The organism is Nocardia sp. CS682, from assembly GCF_004634405.1.
Lineage (GTDB): Bacteria > Actinomycetota > Actinomycetes > Mycobacteriales > Mycobacteriaceae > Nocardia > Nocardia ninae.
The window spans coordinates 7,574,226-7,593,300 of the sequence record NZ_CP029710.1 but is presented as its reverse complement, the minus strand read 5'-3'; the positions used below and the strand labels follow the sequence as shown (position 1 = coordinate 7,593,300).

Here is a 19,075-nt window from a genome sequence, read left to right as displayed (position 1 = left end):
AGTTGTGACTGCCATCACGCTACGATCGGCCACATCAGAAATCCAATAGATGTTTTTTCGCATCTGCATAGAGGAGATCTATGGCGGCCGAGTTCGATCTGAACCTCATCCGGACCTTCGTGCTGCTCTACGAGACGCGCAGCGTGACGGCGGCGGCCGACGTCCTCGGCGTCACCCAGCCCACCGTCAGCTACGGGTTGGGCAAGCTGCGCAGGCGGCTCGGCGACGAGTTGTTCGTGCGCGGTCCCGGTGGTCTGGTGCCGAGTTCGGAGGCCGAGCGGCTCTATCCGCCGCTGCGGACCGCCATCGAGCAGCTCGATGTGACCCTCGGCGCCGCAACACAATTCGATGCGTCGGGACCGGTCAGTTTCTCGCTCGGCCTCTCCGATCTCGGCGAGGTCAACACGCTGCCGCTGGTACTGGCGGAACTCGCGGCCCGCGCACCCGCCGCGACCCTGCAGGTGCACGCGTTCGACATCGACACCGCCACCGACGAACTCACCCGCGGCCGGGTCGATGCGATCGTGGCCAGCCCGGTGCTGGATTCGGTTCGGCTGCACCGGGTTCCGCTGTTCACCGAGGGGTATGCGGGCATGGTCGCGGTCGATCATCCACGCCTGCGCGGTGATTCGGCGACCGAGCACGAGCTGCGCGGCGAACGGCACATCGTCGTCGACGGAACCACGGGTCATCCCGCGCCCCGGCAAGCGTTGCGTACCTATGGACTGGAAGGCCGAATCGCCGTCCGCGTCACCCGTTTCGCCACTTTGCCGTATGCCGTGCAGGACACCGACCTGGTCGCGATCGTGCCGCAACGTGTCGCTCGCGCCTTGGCCAGGACCCATCGCGTGCGGACCTTCGCGTTGCCGTGGGCCATCGAACCCGCCGAGATCGCCGCCTACACCCGCCGGACGCCCGGCCGCAGTCCCGCCCAGGCGTGGTTTCTCGAGGTGATCCGAGCAGCGCTGCAAGATCTGCCCTGACCGCGCCGCCGACCCCACTTCTGCGGGCATGACTACCCGCCGCGCGGCACATACGATCCCCGGACAGGCAGACTGCTCGTCAGACGTCCCATAATTGAATACGGGGGCGGCGGGGCTGACGAATCGCTCTGACTTCGATGACGACCATGGGAGGAATCGTCAGTGAACGATGATCGGGCGGGAAAATTCGAGCAATTGGATCATGGGCGCAGCGGGGTGCTCGGGTTGGGGACGACCCTGCGCTGGTTCCGTGATCCGCTGGCCGTGATGGGTCGGCTCGCCGACCAGCAGGGACCGGTAGCCGGGTTTCGGATCGGGATGTTTCCTGCGGTGCTGGTCACCGGGCCGGAGGAGATCCACGAGGTCCTGGTGTCGCGGGCCCAGGAATTCCGGCGGGCCAGGGCGGTGACCGGCACGCTGTGGCCCGCGCTGCGGGAGGGGTTGATCATCTCCGAGGGCGAGGTACATCGCACGCAGCGGGCCATGGTCGCGCCGCTGTTCACGGCGCGGCGGGTGCCGAAATACGTCGACGTGATGGCGGCCCGCATGCAGGCGCATCTGCGGCGATGGCAGGCGGTGGGCGAAGTCGACCTGCTCGCCGCGGTGCAGGCGATGATGCACGATGTCGTCGCCGGGTTGCTGATCGATGAGCCGCTCGACGATCACGCGGACGTCGTCGACGCGGCGACCAGGATCTTCGACTGGGAGATGCGGGCGATGTCGCGGCCGATCGTCGCGCCGTTGAACATTCCGACGAAACGCAATCGCGACTTCATCTCCGATCTCGCCTTGGTTCGCGACTGGGCCGCGCGAGTGATCGACGCGCGCCGCAGGCATCCGGAGCGGCACGACGACATCGTGACCGCGCTGCTCGCCCAGCGTGACCGCGACGGCGCGCCGATGAGCGAGGATCGGCTGGTCGACGAGGTGATCAACCTGTGGGCGGCGGCGCACGAGACCAGCGCCGACGCGATGTTCTGGACCGCGTACGCGCTGTCTCGGCATCCCGGCATCGCCCGGCGGGCCACCGACGAAGCCGACCGCGTACTCGGCGGGGCGATGCCCACCGCTGAGGATCTGCAACAGCTCCCTTACTGTTTGCAGGTGTTCAAGGAATCGATGCGGCTGTATCCGCCGTCGCCCGCGTTCCTGCGCGAGGCCGCGCAGGACACGCGGATCGGTGACTACGCGATTGCCGAGGGCACGATCGTGTTCGTCGCCCCCTACGTGATGCACCGTTCGGCGCGGCAGTACCCCGATCCGTTGGCTTTCGACCCCGATCGGTTCGCCCAGGAATCGGCGCGACCGTGGGAACGACTGTCCTACTTGCCTTTCGGGGCGGGCGAACACGTCTGCATCGGTTCGGCCCTCGCGTTGCTCGAGGGGCAGATCTTCACCGCGCTGCTGCTCAGCGGCGGCACGCTGCAACGGATCGACGGCGAGGTCGGGATGAAGCTGACGATCAACCTGCGCCCGAAGCGCGAGGCCCGAGCGGTCTACACGCCGAGACGCCGGGTATCGACCCGCGAGCTGTCCGGGATCGAGGTCGGCGAATCTCGATGACTTCGCCGTCCTTGTCCGACCGCGTCGCGGGGGCGGTGTCGCGTCGATTCTGTCGGCGGTCCTCGTCCACCCGGGCCGCGACCGAGCAGATCGAACGCATCCTCGCCTTCGCGCTCGGCGTCGGTGTCTGGATCTTCGGTGTTGGTGACGCCGCCGAGATCGCCAGGCAGTCGCGGCACTTCCCGACCTGGTGGACCGTGCTGGCCATGTGTGGCGTGTACGGCACCGCGCTGCTGATGGCGGGGCTCGCACTGCGCGCCCCGCTGACTGCCGTGCGAGCCCTCGCGGCAACGCACGCAACGGTTTTCGCCGTGGCCGTCGCGTTGTCCGGCTTCGCCGTTGCGCCAGGACAGATCACCGACGACGTGGCCTGGATCTATCGACTGGTCCCGCTCGGCGGGGTCGCCGCCACGCTGGCCTGGCGGGCGCCGGTGGTCTCGATCTACGTCGTCGGCGTCGGCACGCTCGCCGCGTCGTCCACCGGACAGGCCACCGGCGACCTCAGCTGGACCGAGTTCGGGCTCACCTCGATGCGGATCCTCGGGATCACAGTCACCTTCGTCTACATCACGGAGATGGCGCGCCGCGCGGCCCGGCTGCTCGACCAGGAACGGGCGCGCGCGCACCATCAGGCCTCACGCGCGGCGGCAGACGAGGCACGCGCCAGCGAGCGAGCCCGCTTCGCCGGCGTGATCCACGACAAGGTGCTCGCCACGCTGCTCGACACCTCCCGTGGTGGTTGCCCCAGCATGCTTGCGCGGCAAGCCAATCAAGCCCTCGGTCAATTCGCCGCCATCGGGCGCGTCAGCGACCTGTGCACCGATCTGGAGGCGATCGACACGATCACGCGCGAAGCGGTCGGCGCCACCGGTGCCGAACTGCGCGTGCAGGTTCGGCACGACTGCAACTCGGCCGATCTGCGCATCGACTCAGCCACCGTCACCGCGCTCGCCCAGGCCGCCGCCGAAGCGGTTCGTAACAGCGTGCGGCACGCCGACGTGCCCGGGCGAACTGTCGCAAGACAATTGAGGATCGAGGCGCGCGCGTCCGGACTCACCGTCGTCGTCGGCGACGACGGCGCCGGATTCGACCCGGCGCTCGTCGCGGCCAATCGGCTCGGGCTCACCGTGAGCATCGTGCAGCGGATGCGCGAAGCGGGCGGCCGCGCCATCATCGAGTCGCAGCCCGGTGCAGGCACGCGGATCATCCTGGAGTGGAATGACCCCGATGACACCTGACAGCAGCGGCGACCTGAGCAGACTGCTCAGCGCGCACCGCTCCACCATGGTGACCATCATCGCCGTGGTGCTGGCCACCGACGCCGCCGTGATGATCCGCTCGGTCCGCCGAGCCGATCTGCCCATCTCGGTGACCCTGGTCGCCGCCGCGATCGTCATTGTCGCCGCCACCGTCGTCGTCGTGCTCGACACCGGGAAACCGATCCACACCTACGCGGCCGTTTTCGTGGCCTCCGCCGGCGCCGTCGCCACCCTGATCGCCAGCGACCAGGTGACCGCCGAACTCAACGCCAACACCAGCGTCTGGACCGCTTACACCGGCGGCAGCGCGCTCGCCATGCTCGTCCTGCGCGGCCGAAACATCCTGGCCTGGACGGGAACCGCGGCCACCTGGCTCGCCGTCGTGCTCGCTTCGGACGGCGACCCGACCGTCTACGTGCAGGCGATCGTGCCACTCGTCAACGTCGCCATCGCCGCCGCGTTCGCCGCTATCATGCGCCCCACCCTGCGTTCCCTGCACGAACTCGAAATCGAGTCCACCGCCCGCGCCGCCAAACAAGCCAGGCTCGACGCCCAGAACGCCGAACGCAAACGCCAACTCGATCGTCTGGACCGCCGCGCCCGCCCCATGCTCGAACGCATCGCGGCCGCCGTCCCCTTCCAGCCCGACGAGCGCGAAGAATGCCGCCTGCTGGAGGCCGAACTCCGCGACGAACTCCGCGCCCCCACCCTCTCCACCCCCGAACTCCTCGCTGCCGCCCGCGCCGCCCGCGCCCGCGGTGTCGAGGTCATGCTCCTCGACGACGGCGGACTCGAATCCGCCCCCGCCGCCCTCAGCACCCGAGTCCGCGAAGTAGCCACCCGCGAACTCGACAACACCACCCACGGACAAGTAACCGTCCGCGTACTCCCCCCGGGTCGCCACAACCTGGCCACCGTCCTGGTAGACGAGAAATGCGGCAACCGCCGCACCGAAATCGACAGCGCCGGAACAGTAACCGTCACCCTCGACCGAGCAGTCCGCTCAGACGAATCCAGCGACCCACCCCCACCCCGCAAGTCCCCCTGACCCGCAGAGCGGACCCAGGGGCGACCGCGCGACGCCCGGCGCGGCCTTGTGTGTGCGCAACACCGAAATGTACTACTGGACAAACGATCACGGGGAACTGGCGATGGCGGCTTGTCGACTGATGCCAGCACCAGTTCCACGTGATCGGACGACCAACAACGGGTTCAACCGCCTCGACAGGTAGTTTCCGATCTGCTTGGCTCGAGTCCGCGGCGCTGCCCGGTAACATCCAGCGGAATCCTGGTTTCGAGGCAGGTGAGGGGTGCCGACTGATGGCTGCTGATACACATGACGGGTCTGTCGGCGATGGGGCGCCTGGAACTGGTTTGTGGGTGCAACAGGTTCGGATCGTGCACCGGAGAGTGGAGTATCCGAGTCAGCCTGCGGTCGAAGAATTCGAGATGGTGATCGTCCCGAATGGGCCGATCGACGTCGACTGGCTCGGCGAGCAGATCGAGTCTTTGCATCTCGATTACGACGAAGAGTCGGCCAGGAATTTTCAGCGCTACCCCTACGACTTGACGCAGACGCGTAGGCATTTCAGCTGGGGTGCGGATTCTCAGACGGTCCAATTTCTCCTCGAGACGGCCGCGACCTTCGGACGCGACGGTTTGATCGCCGTGGGCGGCGCCGGAGCTACGTTGCTGCTCGAACAGGGTTGGCAGAAGCTGTACGACCAGCTGAAGGCGCGGGGGCACGACGTGCGGTACGGCAGGGTCGCGACGCTCTCCGATGAGGAGACCGAGAGCCGGGGGCGGTGGCTGATCGTGGGCGAGTACGGGGTCGAGTACGACGAGCTGACGCCCCGAGCGGTGGGTCAGAACAAGTCGGACCAGACCTATTCGCTGACGGCATCTGGTTTGGACGGTGCGGTCTACAGCGTTGTGTTCCGAGTTCGGGGTACCAGCGCGACACTGCTCGAGTGCAAGAAAGAGATGCCGTGATGCGCCCCAGCGCTTTTCGTACCTGCACAGCAGACCCGCGGTTGATGGCTACGTCAGCGGGGGCGGTGGGCTCGGATATCGACGGGTCGTCCGTCGGGATCGCGCGCCGTCATGGTCCATTGGGTGGGTAGGGTCTCGATCTCTCCGACGGGCCAACCGGCGGTCAGGATTCGTTGGCGGACTTCGCACAGCTGGTCGTGTGTTCCTACCCGCAGTCCCCATCCTGCTCGGCCCAGGGGGTCGACATCTGGGATTGCGGGGGTGGGGGTTTCAACGAGCATCAGGTGGTCCGCTGCGCCGACATCGATGACCGCGATGCGTGGATCGTCGGGGGTGGCGGGGCGTTCGAAGGCGCGTCTGGCTCCGAGCATCTCGTAGTAGCTCACGAGCTGGTCGAGGTTGGCGGTGGAGAGGGTCAGGTGGTTGATTCCGAGCAGTTCCTGCATGATGAATCGAGCGTAGTGTGGCTGTTGGGCGGGGCCTAGCCCTCGCTGTTCAGGGCCGCCGCACGAGCGCTCAGGGGGTGGCGTTTCGGTTCTCCAGCACCAGTTCTCGGTATTCGGCGGCGAGGCGGTGGCAGTCGCCGGGCCAGCGGGCGGAGATGTAGTTGCGGTCGTGGACGGTGAAGCCGCGGTTCGGGTGCGCTGCGGTGTCGCGGCGCGGGAGCAGCGGCCCGGGTTCGAATTGGCGCGGATCGCGTAGGGCGGCAGTGACTTCCGCTTGGACGGTTCGGGGGTAGGTGCGGTAGTAGTTGCCGAGGCGCAGGCGAGTCAGGTTCCAGGCGGAGAGTTCTAAAGTTGCTGTGACAGCGGTGGTTCGACGGTCGTAGAGCACGGAGCGGCCGGTTTCGGGGTCGGTGGCGCGGGCGGCCAGCAGTACGCCGTGGCAGACGGCGGCTACGGGTTTGTCGGCGAGTAGGGCGCGGCCGAAAATACCTTGGGCGGTGGTGGATTCGAGCATCGATTTCATGCCGGGTGCGTGGCCGCCGGGAACGACGACGCCGGAGATTTCGTCATCGATGACGTCGGTATAGGCGAGGGGTGCTTGGAAGTCGGGGTCTTCGCGCATCCGGTCGTAGTCGTGGAGCGCGTCGGCGCGCGTCATCAGGAGTGGAGACAGGATCGAGAAGCCCTGTTCGACGAGGCGATCGTCGGCGAGGGCGACTCGACCTTCGGGAGTGGCGAAGCGGACGGGCACGCCTGCGTCTCGCAGGGCCGCCCACGGCACCGCGGATTCGGTGGGGTCGTAGTCGCGGGCGGGCAGGAGAAACAGGATCATCTACAAATGGTAGCGGTGTATTTGCCCGTTTAGAGGTTCAATGGCTGACGGCCCGGTCGGGTGCGGCGCCAGGCGACCGCGAGGAAAGCGATGAGGCCGAGCAGGGGCAGGGTGGCGATGGTCCAGCTGAGCGGCAGGGGTGGGCCGGGTTGGTCGAGGACGTGGATGCCGTCGAGGGTCCCTTCCCCGTGGCCGAGGGGTCCGTCGAGCAGGAAGGTGATGCGGTAGTCGCCGGGGTCGTCGATGGCCATGATGTCCAGGCCCCAGGAATCACGTTTGCGCGGGTGGCGGACGAAGGGGGCGTTGCGTTTCCAGGACTTGAACGCGGGGCCTGCCATCCGGAACGCGCCGGTCTTGTCGGCGATACCGCCTTCGGGCATGAAGGTGAAGTCGAGCGACCTCATCGCGCGGATGGGCCAGGTGGAGAAGCCGACGGTCATGGCGTAGGGGCCGACCTGGACTCGTTCGGTGTGCACGATGTCGACGGGGGCGTATGCGGAGGCGGGGGCGATCGCGACCAACGACAGGGTGATCGCGGCGAGAACGGTGAGGGCGAGTCTGCGCAGCGCGATCATCGGGCGACCGCCGTGACGGGCGCGGGCAGCATCCGGACGAAGCGGCCGGCGAGGAAACCGGCGAGCAGGCCGAGCGGTATCGCGACGACCGTGGACAGCACGACGTCGTTGAGGGCGAGGCGGGCGAAGAAATGCGTGAACTGCAACTGCAGCGGGAACGTCACGCCGACCACGAGCCCGGTTACCAGACCAGCTGCCAGCACGATCTTGTTCGGGTCGTAGCCACGGGTGCGCGCCAGCCAGAACAGGCCCTCCACGGCGAGGGCCGCGACGATCAGGAACATCGGCATGATGGCGGGCAGGGACGGCGGCCGGGAACCGAGACCGTCGCGCAGTGGCAGCCCGATCGACGAGGCATAGACCTGCGCGGCCCACGGCGAGAACCACCACAGCGTCGCCTGGATCGCGCCGAGGGCGGCCGCGATGGCGATGGCGGCGCCGGGCCGGGCCAGCGCCGCGGCGCCGAGGACGAGCAGCATCGGCCCGAACAGCAGGACACCGAGAATGGTCGAGTCGACGGGCAGTTCCAGATTGTCCAGCGCCTGGGTGAGGATGGGCGCGAAGGTGATCATGATCGGGATTGCCAGCACGATGCCGACCTGACCCCAGCGGTGGTCGCGGTGGGCCGCGAAGACCATGATGCTGCCGATCATGGTGAGCGTGATCGACAAGAACAGCGCCACGTGCGACGGCGTGTTCAGCACCGCGTCGAAGCCGTAGATCGCATGCCACTGCATGTCGAGCAGACCATAGAGCAGGAACAACGCGGCGCCCGCCCCGGCAACCATATAGCCGAGCGGGGCCGTGAGGTTACTGCCGAATACCCGGATGGGCGTGCCGCCCAGGGCGGGCACCGGCCGTCCGGCACGTTGGGCGGCGGTGGCGAGGACAACCATGGCGAGGCTGGCGAATCCGGAGATGGCGCTGCCGGAATAGAGGAACAGGTGCGGCAGCGTGAAGAAGGTGTCGGGGCCGACGTCGTTGTGCCACTGGATGTCCCAGCTCAGGCCGATCAACGTGACGGCGGTGCCGAGCAGCACGCCCCATGCGCCGGCGCGGGCCGCCGTGCTGTTGTCGGACGTGGCGGTGTGCGCGGTGGGCGTGCTCCCGTCTTCGATCGTGTCGGACGGTGCTGAGATTTCCATGACGAGCGGTCCCTCCTCGGTGGTCTTGCGATTCGTGCTGATGCGTGCGTCTTTCGGCTCAGCCGCCGACCCACAGGGGCAAGGTGACTTGGTCGATGCCGTGGTGCGCGTCGATGTACAAGCGCAGTTCCCATGGGCCGGTCATCATCAGCGACACCGATGCGGCACGGAAATGCCCGGACCCGGTGGCGGCGGCCGCAACCGGGGCTCCGGCGTGGCCCATCAGCGGCTGTATCGCTTGCACCTGGACCGCCGCATGGTCTATCGCCGCCCCGGTGCGATCGGTGACGGCGACGTCCACGGTGGTGTCGCCGATACGAAGGCTGTCGATGGTGACGGTGACGAGGTGTTGCGGCGTACCGGCCTTCAGCACGACCGGATCGGGCGAGCCGGGCCACACCAGCCATCCGATGGCGGCTATGACGACCACGGCGGCTACCGCCGCGACGATACGAAGCGAGGGACGACCTGTGGACGACGCGCTCATCGATGCGCCCCCGCCGCGACATCGAGGACCACAGGAATGGTGAGCACGGTGTAGTTCCGCTCGACCTGGATCCAGAGCCGGTACCGGCCCGCGACCGGGAACGTGAAGGTGAACGGCACGTCAGGGCCGAACGCGGCGACCGTTTCGTCCGGCGGACTCTCGCCGTTGACGGGCGGCATGAGCATCACTCCGCGGCCCGCTTCGGGCGTGTCGTGCATCCCCGACATGTCGTGCGCACCGTTCATCCCTGGCATGTCGTGCCCCCTGCTCATCTCCGGCATATCCCGCATCGACATCGGACCCATCGAGTGGGCATGCCCCCAGACGGACGAATTCTGCACGGCCGCAGCGATATCCACGCTGCGGTCCGGCACCGGACCCGCCATGACCAGATGTCCGACCATGCCGAGCCATGGTTGCAGATCGGAAGTGTCGCCGACTTCGGCGGTGATGGTCGTGGGTTTCCCGGCCACCGCCTCGGTTGTCCGGACGGTAATGGCATTGCCATCGAGAACCATCGACGCGGACCTGTCCGACCCGCCGAGACGCAACGGAGTGCTGGGCGGCCGGGGCACAATGTCACTCGGCACTACCTCGACTCCCGTTGCCGCACGGGCCATTTGGACGCCCCCGCCACGACGAGCCAACTCCGCAGACAACGCATAGCGGCCAGGCTCGGACGCGTTCAGATGAACCTGATAGCGACCGGGACCGGTCCGGATCGGATGTAGGTGCGAGAGTCCACCATTCGGGCCGACCACCAGCAGATGCACGAACGCGCTGTCGTGCACGACGAGGTCGTCCGCCACCGCTCCGGTGGCCGCATCGATCAGGACCAGATCGAAATCGCTCCCCCGCCCGGCTACCGCCGAACCTTCCACCGTGAGCAGCACGGGCGGCCGGGAGAAGTCCGAAAGCATCGGCTGGCCCAGCGAATACGGATCGGTGACGTTGTCCACGGTGGGGTCGAGCTGACTGCCTGGCTGCGGCGGCAACGGCAGCGATACCGACAGCAGGGCGGCCGTCACCGAGACGGCGACCCCGGCCACCATTCCACCGGCAGGCAGCAACGCCCACGCAGTGCGCCGCGCCCGCATCGCGACCAGCACCGAGACCGGAAGCAGCACACCGGCTACCAGAAACCCGCCGTACACCAGCCGCTCCGGCGGCGAAGTGACCTGTGCTGGCACGACGAACGGAATCCGCGCCACCCGCACACCGTCACCGATCGCGAGTTCCCAAGGGCCAGGCCGATCCATGTCCAAGGTCGCGGAATACATCCCCGGCGTGCCGCCGAGTTCGACCACCGCTTCCGCAGTGGGAGCGCCGGGAGCAGGCAGGTCCGGCACAGATCCCATCGGCGTCGCCGCGACCGTCAGCTGCCCCGCGGCCGTGCCGGCGTGCGTGACGACATCCACCCGCAGCGGCCCCGGCACGCTCGTCACCCGGCGCAGCACGACCGTGAGCTCCCGTTCGCCCAGCGACTGCGCGACCGAGATATCCCCACCCGCGGACGCGGAATCAGCGGACGCGGGCGCCATTCCAGCCGACACGAGCAGGGCCAGCAACCCCGCGACGAGCAGAGCGCGACAGCGAACGGCACGGGCGACAGTCACTCGCGCCATGCTATGGCCGCGAACCGGCGAGATCATCACCTCCTGAGGGGATCCCGCCTCCCCCATCGGGTTGATGCCGTCATAGGGGAAGTCCCGGAGAATGCCCCCGCTACCCGCCGCGCAATTCGACTGGCGCTCTTGACAACCCAACCTCGGTAGAATGCAATATATTGCATGCCGGTTCCGCACAGCGAAGGTCTCGTCGCCAGGTCATTGCTTCGCGAGAACGCCTACCGCGCGATCCGGGACGCGATCGTCGACGGCACCCTCGCGCCCGGCGAGCGCCTCAACGACAACGACCTGGTGAAATGGCTCGGCGTCAGCCGCACACCGGTGCGGGAGGCGCTGATGCGCCTGGAGCAGGCAGGATTGGTGCAGACCAAGCCCGGCCGCTACACCATCGTCAGCCCGCTCGACGTCCGTGCGGTCCGCGCCGCCCAGTCCGTGACCACCGCCATGCACGAACTCGCCGTCCGCGAGGCCCTGCCCAACCTGTCCACCGACGAACTGGCGGCCATGCGCGCAGCCAACGCGCGCTTCGCGGAAGCCCTGCGCCGCAACGATGTCGACGCCGCGATCACCGCCGACGACGACTTCCATCGCATCCCGGTCACCGCGAGCGCCAACGACGCCATCCGCAGCGTCCTCGAACAGTTCACCCCGGTACTGCGCCGGGTGGAGCGCCTGCGGTTCTCCTCACTGAGCGGCCGCAGTTCCGTGGCCCAGCACGACCGCATCATCGCGCTGTGCGAGGCAGGCGATGTCGAAGGCGCGGTGGCAGGCACGAGGGCGAACTGGCAGACGCTGGTTCCCCTGCTCGAAAACCTTACTCCCGGAACGCAATAAACACACCGGCTGCACCCCCTAGGAACCATCGATGTCTCTCGACACCTTCGAGCGTTATCCCCTGCTGTTCGGACCGAGCCCGGTCCACCCGCTGGACCGGCTCAGCGATCATCTCGGCGGCGCTCGGATATGGGCCAAACGCGAGGACTGCAACAGCGGTCTTGCCTTCGGCGGCAACAAGACTCGCAAGCTGGAGTATCTGGTGCACGACGCGCTGAGCAAAGGCGCCGACACCCTGGTCAGCATCGGCGGCGTGCAGTCCAATCACACGCGGCAGGTGGCCGCGGTCGCCGCCAAAGCCGGCCTGAAGGCAGTACTGGTGCAGGAGAGCTGGGTCGACTGGCCCGACGCGGTCAACGACAAAGTCGGCAATATCCTGCTGTCCCGCATCATGGGTGCCGACGTGCGGCTGGTCCGGGCGGGTTTCGGAATCGGTTTCAAGGACAGCTGGCACCAGGCCCTCGACGACGTCCGGGCCGCGGGCGGCACCCCTTATGCGATTCCGGCGGGCGCGTCCGACCATCCGCTGGGCGGCCTCGGCTTCGCCAACTGGGCCTACGAGGTGCAGCGGCAAGAGCGTGAACTGGGCGTCTTCTTCGACACGATCGTGGTGTGCAGCGTTACCGGCAGCACCCAGGCGGGCATGATCGCGGGCTTCGCCGGTCAGGACCGGCCCCGTCGCGTGCTCGGCATCGACGGCTCGGCCGAACTCGCCGAGACGCACGCACAGGTGGCCAAGATCGCCCGCAGCACAGCCGAACTCATCGGCCTCGGCCGCGACCTCCGCGACGACGAGATCGCCGTCCTGGACGGCTGGGCCGGTGACCGCTACGGCATCCCGGTTCAATCCACCCTGGACGCCATCCGGCTCACCGGCAGCCTCGAAGGCATGATCATCGACCCGGTCTACGAGGGCAAGTCGATGGCCGGTCTCCTCGACCTCGTGCAAAACGGTGAAATCCCAAGGGGTTCCACCGTCTTGTACGCCCACCTCGGCGGCCAGCCCGCCCTCAACGCCTACAGCGGCGTCTTCTGACCGGACGGTGGCGCGGGCACCGGACACGCGTCCGCTGCTTCGGCCACCACCTGCGCGGCGTCCGGAACCGGCGGACGGGCCCCGGCGGCATACTCGGCACCCACGAGGGGTGGCGCCGAGTCGAGCGCTTCGTTCTCCGCCGCCGTGAAAGCCCGTGCCCTGCTGAGGAATCGCCAGCCTTCCGGCGCCTCCAGGCTGAAGCCACCGCCCCGGCCGGGCACCACGTCGATGACGAGCTGGGTGTGCTTCCACGCCTGGAACTGCGAGCCGGAGATCCACACCGGCACCGCGTCGAGGTCGGCGGCGGGCAGGTTCGCAGGCACCTCCCCCACCGCCAACCGCAGATCGAGGAGGCCGACCAGTACGTCGCGATCACCGACGATGAACTCCCCCAACGGATAACACATCGGCGACGAGCCGTCGCAGCAGCCGCCGGACTGGTGCATCATCAGCGCGCCGTGCACATCGCGGAGGCGGCGCAACAGCGCCGCCGCCCCCACGGTCGCGACCAAACGGGGCGGGGCGACACTCACCGTGGAGCCCTTTCCCGCGCTGCCCGCTTGCTCGACATCAGAAGAATCCCATGGCTTTCGGCGCGTAGCTGACCAGCAGGTTCTTGGTCTGCTGGTAGTGGTCGAGCATCATCTTGTGGTTCTCCCGGCCGATACCGGACTGCTTGTACCCGCCGAACGCCGCGTGCGCCGGGTACTGGTGGTAGGTGTTGGTCCACACCCGCCCGGCCTGGATGTCGCGGCCCGCACGGTAGGCGGTGCCACCGTCCCGCGACCACACGCCGGCGCCGAGGCCGTACAGGGTGTCGTTGGCGATCGAGATGGCGTCGTCGTAGTCGGTGAACGAGGTCACCGACACCACCGGGCCGAAGATCTCCTCCTGGAAGATCCGCATCGCGTTGCGGCCGGTGAAGATCGTCGGCTGCACGTAGTAGCCGCCGTTCAGGTCGCCGCCGAGCATCGCGCGTTCACCGCCGGTAATCAGCTGTGCGCCTTCGCCTTTGCCGATCTCGATGTAGGACAGCACCTTCTCGAGCTGATCGTTGGACGCCTGCGCGCCGATCATCGTCTCGGTATCGAGCGGATCACCTTGGCGCACTGCCTTTGTCCGCAGCGCGGCAAGGTCGAGGAAGCGATCGAAGATGTCGGCCTGGATCAGCGAGCGCGACGGGCACGTGCACACCTCGCCCTGGTTGAGCGCGAACATCGTAAAGCCTTCCAGGGCCTTGTCCAGGAAGTCGTCGTCGGCGCTCAGCACGTCGGAGAAGAAGATGTTCGGGCTCTTGCCGCCCAGTTCGAGGGTCACCGGGATCAGGTTCTGCGACGCGTACTGCATGATCAGCCTGCCAGTGGTCGTCTCACCGGTGAACGCGATCTTCGCGATCCGGTTGCTCGAGGCGAGCGGCTTGCCCGCTTCGAAACCGAAACCGTTCACGATATTGACCACGCCGGGCGGCAGCAGATCGCCGATGATGTCCCACAGGAACAGGATCGAGGCCGGGGTCTGCTCGGCAGGCTTGAGTACCACGGCGTTGCCCGCGGCCAGCGCGGGCGCCAGCTTCCAGGTCGCCATGAGGATCGGGAAGTTCCACGGAATGATCTGCCCGACCACGCCGAGCGGCTCGTGGAAGTGGTAGGCGACGGTCTCGCTGTCGATCTCCGACAGCGAACCTTCTTGGGCGCGAATGGCTCCGGCGAAGTAGCGGAAGTGGTCGACGGCGAGCGGGATGTCGGCGGCCAGCGCCTCCCGGATCGGCTTGCCGTTGTCCCAGGTCTCGGCGATGGCGATCGCGTCGAGGTGCTCCTCGATCCGATCCGCGATCTTGTTCAGGATCACCGCGCGTTCGGCGGGCGAGGTCTTGCCCCAGGCCGGGGCGGCGGCGTGCGCGGCGTCGAGCGCGAGCTCGATGTCTTCCGCGGTGGAACGTGCTACCTCGCAGAAGGTTTCACCGGTGATCGGGGTGGGGTTCTCGAAGTACTGTCCCTTGACCGGCGCAACCCACTGGCCGCCGATCCAGTTGTCGTAGCGAGGCTGGAAGCTCACCGGGGACTCCGGCGAACCAGGACGGGCGTATACGGTCATCGAAAACTCCTAGCGTTCACGGCGGTCCCCCCTGTGATCCACGACACTAGAGTTCCAACGTTGCATCATCGTTGGGAACGGCCGAGCTCACGATCCAGCATGGCGAGCTGCGCCGCGACTTGGGCATACAGCGAGGAATCCGGTTCGAGCGAGGCGAGATAGGCCGACCACGCGCCACGGTCCTCGCGACCGTCGACCGACGAGATCCACCAGCCGAGAATCGCCGGGTCCCTGGAGGTCAGCACCGCGGCCCGCATCCGCGCTCGCAGTGCTTCGCGCGCCCGGCCGACGCCGGGCGCGCGCGAGGCGGGCAGCAGTTGGCCGCGGTAGCGTGCGACGGCCGCGCCGATGTCGCCGCGGCGCAGGCTGCGCCGCAGTTCGCCCACGTCCGAATCGAGCTCGGTGAGTAGCCGGTAGGGGCGCGAGCCCAGTGCGGTGCCGCCGAGAATCCGGCGCAGGCGCGAGATCTCGGCGCGCACAGTGACCGCGTCGAGGTCCCGCTCGTCGAGCAGCACCGCGATGTGCTCGGTGCCGAGGCCCTCGGGATGTTCCATCAGCAGGAGCAGGATCTCCGAATGCCTGCGCGACAACGGGATTCGCTCGTTGCCGAACAGCAGCGCCGGGTTGGTGCCCAGCAGTTCGACCCGCGGTGTCGTGCGGATCGTGATCGGGTGGGCCCGCAGTTCCGACTCCGCGACGGCCACGGTCGCCCTGATCAGCGAAAGTACCTCCGGCGCAGCGACACGCGGGCCGCCGGTGATGTCGATCGCGCCGAGGATCCGGCCGGTCGCCGGGTCATGGACCGGTCCGGCGGCGCAGCTCCACGGGTGCACCATTCTGCTGTAGTGCTCGGCACCGAAGATCTGCACGCAATGATCAAGGGCCAGTGCCGTTCCCGGCGCGTTGGTGCCGACCGCGGCCTCGCTCCAGTCCGCGCCGTCGACGAAGTTCATCTCCGCCGCCCGGTCTCTGGCCGCCGAATCGCCCTCCACCCACAGCAATCGGCCGTGCGCGTCGCTCAGCGCGATCAGCAGCCCGGTGTCCCTGGCGTCCTCGACCAGCAAGGTCTGCACGACCGGGCGCACCGACGACATCGGATGGGTGCGCCGGTAACGCTCCAATTCGATTCCGGCCAGCGAGGTCCGGCCGATCTGCCGGTCCGGATCGATGCCGTTGCCGCGGCTGCGCACCCAGGAAGCCTCCACCACCTGGCGCACCGACCCCGGCGTCTCACCCCGCTCGACGAACGACTCGTGCGCCGCCGACACATCCGTGCTCACCTGCTCCGCGTCCTCGTCCGGACGCAACGCCACCCACGGATTCACCCGAATATCCGCACCGCCGGCCACGTACTCCATCCTCCTCGGCAAATCCGCCCCGATCAATGCGCCGCCGGGCCCAGCTCGACGCTACCCACCGATCCGGTGCGAGCCACCCGTTCGGCCGAACGGGTTCACCGAAGTCGCGCCAGAGCGCGCAAGTCCGAGATCCTGCGTGACCTGAGGCACCGATTCACCAAGCGGTGCGATGACTTTCGCAGCGCCGCACCGTCTGTATTCGCATGCGACTCGATAAGAAGAATGCAGTGGTGTACGGAGCGGCGGGCAATATGGGCGCGGCGGTGGCGCGAGCGTTCGCTCGAGAAGGGGCCCATGTGTTCTTGGCCGGGCGGACGCAGCAGACGCTCGACGCGGTGGCCGAGGAAATTATCGAGCAGGGTGGGCGGGCGACCGTCACTCCGGTTGACGTGCTCGATCGAGCTGCGGTCGAGGCGCATGCCGATCGCGTCGTCGACGAGGGTGGGACGCTCGATATCTCCTTCAACGCGGTCGGGATGGACGCTGTTCAGGACGTCGCGCTGGTCGACCTGGAGCCGGCGGATTTCCTGGCGCCGATCATGGATTCGGCGCGATCGCATTTCAGCACCACGACGGCGGCCGCGCGGCGGATGACGGCGCAAGGCTCGGGCGTCATCGTGCTGCTGTCCGCCACGGCGGCCGGTGAATCCCGGCACCGGATGGGCGGATTCAATATCGCCTGCGCGGGCATCGAAGCACTGAATCGCAGCCTGGCGGGCGAGGTCGGGCCTTACGGAGTGCGCGTGGTGTGCATCCGTTCCAATTTCACACCAGAGACCGTGCCTGAGTTGTCCGAATCCGATGAGGCGATTCAGTCCTTGGTCCGTGATACCCGATTGGGTCGACTGCCCCGGCTGACCGAGATCGCCGAGACCGCGGTGTATGCCGCCTCCGACGGCGCGGGTGCGATGACCGGCGCGGTGCTCAACCTTTCGTGCGGCGCGCTCGTCGACTGAGCTGCCCGGCCTGCCCCGTGACTCGTGCGTCGGCTCAGAGGAACGGGGCCACCTGCTCGGCCGCCTCGACCGGGTGGCCGGCTTGGATAGGGGCGCCGAGCGCTCGGAATTTCCAGACGTCGGCTTCGCGTTGGACTTTCGCGACCACCATGCCGGTGTGTTTGCCGCCGACGCGCAGGCTGCCGCCGGTGAGTTCGATGTCGGTGGTGCCGTCGACCAAGCGCCAGAAGGCGTTGCGCACTCGCTCGAATGTGTGTCCGGCGTAGGAGGTTACGACGAAAACGACGGTCGAGGCCTCGGGGGAAAGCCGGGTGAGGTCGACGTCGATCATCTCGTTGTCGCCTCTACCGGCACCGGTGAGATTGTCGCCCTGGTGTCGGACCGATCCGTCTTTCGAGGACAGGTGGCCGTAAAAGGCGGCGTCCAGGAGTTCGCGGCCGGAAAAGACCAATGCCGAGGCGTCGAGATCGATATCGACTTCCCGCAAACCGAATCGTCCCGGCTCACGTACCGGGTCCCAGCCCAATGCCATCTTCACATGGGACAATTCGGCGCCGCCCGGATTGCGCAGCGCCAATTCCTGTGCGGTGGCGAGCGCACTTGTCATTTCCGGATCGGGCAGTGGCCGCACCGGCTTCGGCGTGCGGCCTACCGCGACGCCGTGCGCGGACACCAGGGCGGCGAAACCGCTGCGGTAACCGTGCCCGAGGGGACGCAGCCGCCAGAGGTTGCCCCGATCCAGGTCGAAGGCGACAACCGTGGATTCCGCACCAAGTCCATCGATGACGTATTCGCACAGCCGATTGCCCGCGGTGTCATCGATCCGCAGTTCAGGCGCTGGATAGTTGCCCAGGCTGTCCTGCTGATCGTCGAGCGCGACGACAACGCGGACATGCTCGATCCCCGGGGGCACCACGCGCAGATCTATCGCCAATGCGCCTGGTTGGCCGCCTTCCCCGGGCACCAGCCGCACCCCCTCCCCCAGCGGCTGGTTGTAGAAGACCAGATCCGCGTCCGTCCGAACCATGCCGTTCGCGGTGAGCAGCAATGCCGACAGATCGACCGCCGCGCCGTGTCGCACCGAAACAACAATGTGCTCGGCCTCGAGCACATTTACCTGCCCCCGAGCCAGTTGCACGGTCATTCACCACACCCTACAAAAACAATCGTGGAATGCCGGGAACGGCGCGCGTCGATTATGGCGCTAGAGAAAGTCCGCCGAAATGCCATAATTTTCAGCTGCCGCGCTGCGCGCCAGTATTGTCATGACATCGAATCTCGAGGATCCGAAATCCACCGCTCGTGGGCCCGGCCGCACCTAGGCTTGTGCTATGTCGATAACACATCAGGTGGAACGAATCTTCGCGGGCCTCAACGCATCTCTGTATCGAGTGAGTGGCGGCAAGCTCGGCGGCCGGCTGGGCAAGGCGCCGATCCTGCTGCTCACCACCGTCGGCCGCAAGTCCGGCCAGCGCCGCACCTCACCGCTGCTCTACCAGCAAGAAGGCGACCGCTACCTCATCGCCGGATCCCATCGCGGCACCCCGACCCATCCCGACTGGGTGCTGAACCTGCGCGCGAACCCCGAGGCGGAGGTCCAGATCAACAGCAAGGCCATCCCCGTCACCGCGACCGAGCTCTCGCCTGCCGAGCGCGACGCCGCATGGCCCGGCCTCGACGCCATGTACCCCAGTTTCGCGGACTACCGCAGCAGAACCGACCGCACCATCCCGATCTTCGCGCTCGTACCGCGTTCGGACGGCACCGCCGGACCGCATTAGCCCTCGGTGCCCCCAGCTGCCGAGCCCGTTCCCCAGTTGTGACACAAAACTAGCGAACGTCACGATCGTGTCATAGTGTGGAGGAAGGCCACACCCGACCGATGGG

The 19,075-nt window shown here is 67.5% G+C and carries 19 protein-coding genes; 9 read left to right on the top strand and 10 right to left on the bottom strand.

Annotation, left to right across the window (positions count from 1 at the left end; translation table 11 throughout):
- The first annotated feature begins 80 nt into the window (after positions 1-80).
- The 5 genes from DMB37_RS34380 to DMB37_RS34360 all read left to right on the top strand — a co-directional run bounded on the left by DMB37_RS34380 (position 81) and on the right by DMB37_RS34360 (position 5,797).
- A complete protein-coding gene (locus DMB37_RS34380; RefSeq protein ID WP_135236239.1) occupies positions 81-983 on the top strand; it encodes a LysR family transcriptional regulator in 903 nt (300 codons plus the stop codon).
- Positions 984-1,145: 162 nt separating this feature from the next.
- Positions 1,146-2,546 carry a cytochrome P450 gene (locus tag DMB37_RS34375; protein ID WP_135236238.1) on the top strand — a complete coding sequence of 467 codons (1,401 nt, stop codon included), beginning with the start codon at positions 1,146-1,148 and terminating at the stop codon, positions 2,544-2,546.
- Positions 2,543-3,784, top strand: a complete 1,242-nt coding sequence (locus DMB37_RS34370; RefSeq protein ID WP_135236237.1) for a sensor histidine kinase — start codon at positions 2,543-2,545, stop codon at positions 3,782-3,784. Before DMB37_RS34375 ends, DMB37_RS34370 begins: the two co-directional genes overlap by 4 nt.
- Positions 3,774-4,853, top strand: coding sequence for a hypothetical protein (locus DMB37_RS34365; RefSeq protein WP_135236236.1), 1,080 nt, complete (start codon positions 3,774-3,776; stop codon positions 4,851-4,853). Before DMB37_RS34370 ends, DMB37_RS34365 begins: the two co-directional genes overlap by 11 nt.
- A 350-nt stretch (positions 4,854-5,203) precedes the next feature.
- On the top strand, positions 5,204-5,797 hold the full coding sequence (locus DMB37_RS34360; RefSeq protein WP_135236235.1) for a hypothetical protein: 594 nt from the start codon (positions 5,204-5,206) through the stop codon (positions 5,795-5,797).
- Between the two features lie 53 nt (positions 5,798-5,850).
- Here the strand turns inward: DMB37_RS34360 and DMB37_RS34355 are convergent, their stop codons facing one another.
- From DMB37_RS34355 to DMB37_RS34330, 6 genes are all read right to left on the bottom strand, one after another.
- The gene (locus DMB37_RS34355; protein ID WP_135236234.1) at positions 5,851-6,243 is read right to left on the bottom strand and encodes a VOC family protein; all 393 of its coding nucleotides are present in this window, start codon (positions 6,241-6,243) and stop codon (positions 5,851-5,853) included.
- Between the two features lie 70 nt (positions 6,244-6,313).
- Positions 6,314-7,075 carry a type 1 glutamine amidotransferase domain-containing protein gene (locus DMB37_RS34350; protein ID WP_135236233.1) on the bottom strand — a complete coding sequence of 254 codons (762 nt, stop codon included), beginning with the start codon at positions 7,073-7,075 and terminating at the stop codon, positions 6,314-6,316.
- Positions 7,076-7,104: 29 nt separating this feature from the next.
- A complete protein-coding gene (locus DMB37_RS34345; protein WP_135236232.1) occupies positions 7,105-7,650 on the bottom strand; it encodes a hypothetical protein in 546 nt (181 codons plus the stop codon).
- Positions 7,647-8,795: a hypothetical protein gene (locus tag DMB37_RS34340; RefSeq protein ID WP_206055071.1), complete on the bottom strand. Its 1,149-nt coding sequence runs from the start codon at positions 8,793-8,795 to the stop codon at positions 7,647-7,649. The genes DMB37_RS34345 and DMB37_RS34340 overlap by 4 nt, the downstream gene beginning before the upstream one ends.
- A gap of 58 nt (positions 8,796-8,853) precedes the next feature.
- Entirely contained in the window at positions 8,854-9,282 is a 429-nt protein-coding gene (locus DMB37_RS34335; protein WP_135236231.1) for a FixH family protein, read from the bottom strand.
- A complete protein-coding gene (locus DMB37_RS34330) occupies positions 9,279-10,823 on the bottom strand; it encodes a hypothetical protein (protein ID WP_370465434.1) in 1,545 nt (514 codons plus the stop codon). The genes DMB37_RS34335 and DMB37_RS34330 overlap by 4 nt, the downstream gene beginning before the upstream one ends.
- A 249-nt stretch (positions 10,824-11,072) precedes the next feature.
- On the opposite strand from DMB37_RS34330, the gene DMB37_RS34325 reads away from it, so the two are divergent.
- Together DMB37_RS34325 and DMB37_RS34320 are read left to right on the top strand one after the other, a co-directional pair.
- The gene (locus tag DMB37_RS34325; protein WP_135236229.1) at positions 11,073-11,744 is read left to right on the top strand and encodes a GntR family transcriptional regulator; all 672 of its coding nucleotides are present in this window, start codon (positions 11,073-11,075) and stop codon (positions 11,742-11,744) included.
- A gap of 31 nt (positions 11,745-11,775) precedes the next feature.
- The gene (locus tag DMB37_RS34320) at positions 11,776-12,780 is read left to right on the top strand and encodes a 1-aminocyclopropane-1-carboxylate deaminase (protein ID WP_135236228.1); all 1,005 of its coding nucleotides are present in this window, start codon (positions 11,776-11,778) and stop codon (positions 12,778-12,780) included.
- Here the strand turns inward: DMB37_RS34320 and DMB37_RS34315 are convergent.
- From DMB37_RS34315 to DMB37_RS34305, 3 genes are all read right to left on the bottom strand, one after another.
- Positions 12,762-13,313 carry a DUF779 domain-containing protein gene (locus DMB37_RS34315; protein ID WP_135236227.1) on the bottom strand — a complete coding sequence of 184 codons (552 nt, stop codon included), beginning with the start codon at positions 13,311-13,313 and terminating at the stop codon, positions 12,762-12,764. The two genes, DMB37_RS34320 and DMB37_RS34315, sit on opposite strands and share 19 nt — an antisense overlap.
- 37 nt (positions 13,314-13,350) lie before the next feature.
- Positions 13,351-14,874, bottom strand: coding sequence for an aldehyde dehydrogenase (gene adh / locus DMB37_RS34310; protein ID WP_135236226.1), 1,524 nt, complete (start codon positions 14,872-14,874; stop codon positions 13,351-13,353).
- Positions 14,875-14,939: 65 nt separating this feature from the next.
- A complete protein-coding gene (locus DMB37_RS34305) occupies positions 14,940-16,232 on the bottom strand; it encodes a helix-turn-helix domain-containing protein (RefSeq protein WP_135236225.1) in 1,293 nt (430 codons plus the stop codon).
- Between the two features lie 203 nt (positions 16,233-16,435).
- On the opposite strand from DMB37_RS34305, the gene DMB37_RS34300 reads away from it, so the two are divergent.
- Entirely contained in the window at positions 16,436-17,188 is a 753-nt protein-coding gene (locus DMB37_RS34300) for an SDR family NAD(P)-dependent oxidoreductase (RefSeq protein ID WP_135236224.1), read from the top strand.
- A gap of 34 nt (positions 17,189-17,222) precedes the next feature.
- Here the strand turns inward: DMB37_RS34300 and DMB37_RS34295 are convergent, their stop codons facing one another.
- Positions 17,223-18,332 (bottom strand): TerD family protein, encoded by a 1,110-nt coding sequence (locus DMB37_RS34295; RefSeq protein WP_135236223.1) that lies wholly within the window; start codon positions 18,330-18,332, stop codon positions 17,223-17,225.
- Positions 18,333-18,519: 187 nt separating this feature from the next.
- Here DMB37_RS34295 and DMB37_RS34290 point away from each other — a divergent pair, with 187 nt between their 5' ends.
- Entirely contained in the window at positions 18,520-18,969 is a 450-nt protein-coding gene (locus DMB37_RS34290) for a nitroreductase family deazaflavin-dependent oxidoreductase (protein WP_135236222.1), read from the top strand.
- Positions 18,970-19,075: the final 106 nt, after the last annotated feature.

Bases quoted from the DNA above. Each gene is read 5' to 3' on its own strand.
- DMB37_RS34380 (WP_135236239.1), top strand. From the start codon at position 81: ATGGCGGCCGAGTTCGATCTGAACCTCATCCGGACCTTCGTGCTGCTC.
- DMB37_RS34370 (WP_135236237.1), top strand. From the start codon at position 2,543: ATGACTTCGCCGTCCTTGTCCGACCGCGTCGCGGGGGCGGTGTCGCGT.
- DMB37_RS34365 (WP_135236236.1), top strand. From the start codon at position 3,774: ATGACACCTGACAGCAGCGGCGACCTGAGCAGACTGCTCAGCGCGCAC.
- DMB37_RS34355 (WP_135236234.1), bottom strand. From the start codon at position 6,243: ATGCAGGAACTGCTCGGAATCAACCACCTGACCCTCTCCACCGCCAAC.
- DMB37_RS34350 (WP_135236233.1), bottom strand. From the start codon at position 7,075: ATGATCCTGTTTCTCCTGCCCGCCCGCGACTACGACCCCACCGAATCC.
- DMB37_RS34345 (WP_135236232.1), bottom strand. From the start codon at position 7,650: ATGATCGCGCTGCGCAGACTCGCCCTCACCGTTCTCGCCGCGATCACC.
- DMB37_RS34340 (WP_206055071.1), bottom strand. From the start codon at position 8,795: ATGGAAATCTCAGCACCGTCCGACACGATCGAAGACGGGAGCACGCCC.
- DMB37_RS34335 (WP_135236231.1), bottom strand. From the start codon at position 9,282: ATGAGCGCGTCGTCCACAGGTCGTCCCTCGCTTCGTATCGTCGCGGCG.
- DMB37_RS34330 (WP_370465434.1), bottom strand. From the start codon at position 10,823: ATGGCGCCCGCGTCCGCTGATTCCGCGTCCGCGGGTGGGGATATCTCG.
- DMB37_RS34325 (WP_135236229.1), top strand. From the start codon at position 11,073: ATGCCGGTTCCGCACAGCGAAGGTCTCGTCGCCAGGTCATTGCTTCGC.
- DMB37_RS34320 (WP_135236228.1), top strand. From the start codon at position 11,776: ATGTCTCTCGACACCTTCGAGCGTTATCCCCTGCTGTTCGGACCGAGC.
- adh (WP_135236226.1), bottom strand. From the start codon at position 14,874: ATGACCGTATACGCCCGTCCTGGTTCGCCGGAGTCCCCGGTGAGCTTC.
- DMB37_RS34305 (WP_135236225.1), bottom strand. From the start codon at position 16,232: ATGGAGTACGTGGCCGGCGGTGCGGATATTCGGGTGAATCCGTGGGTG.
- DMB37_RS34300 (WP_135236224.1), top strand. From the start codon at position 16,436: ATGCGACTCGATAAGAAGAATGCAGTGGTGTACGGAGCGGCGGGCAAT.
- DMB37_RS34295 (WP_135236223.1), bottom strand. From the start codon at position 18,332: ATGACCGTGCAACTGGCTCGGGGGCAGGTAAATGTGCTCGAGGCCGAG.
- DMB37_RS34290 (WP_135236222.1), top strand. From the start codon at position 18,520: ATGTCGATAACACATCAGGTGGAACGAATCTTCGCGGGCCTCAACGCA.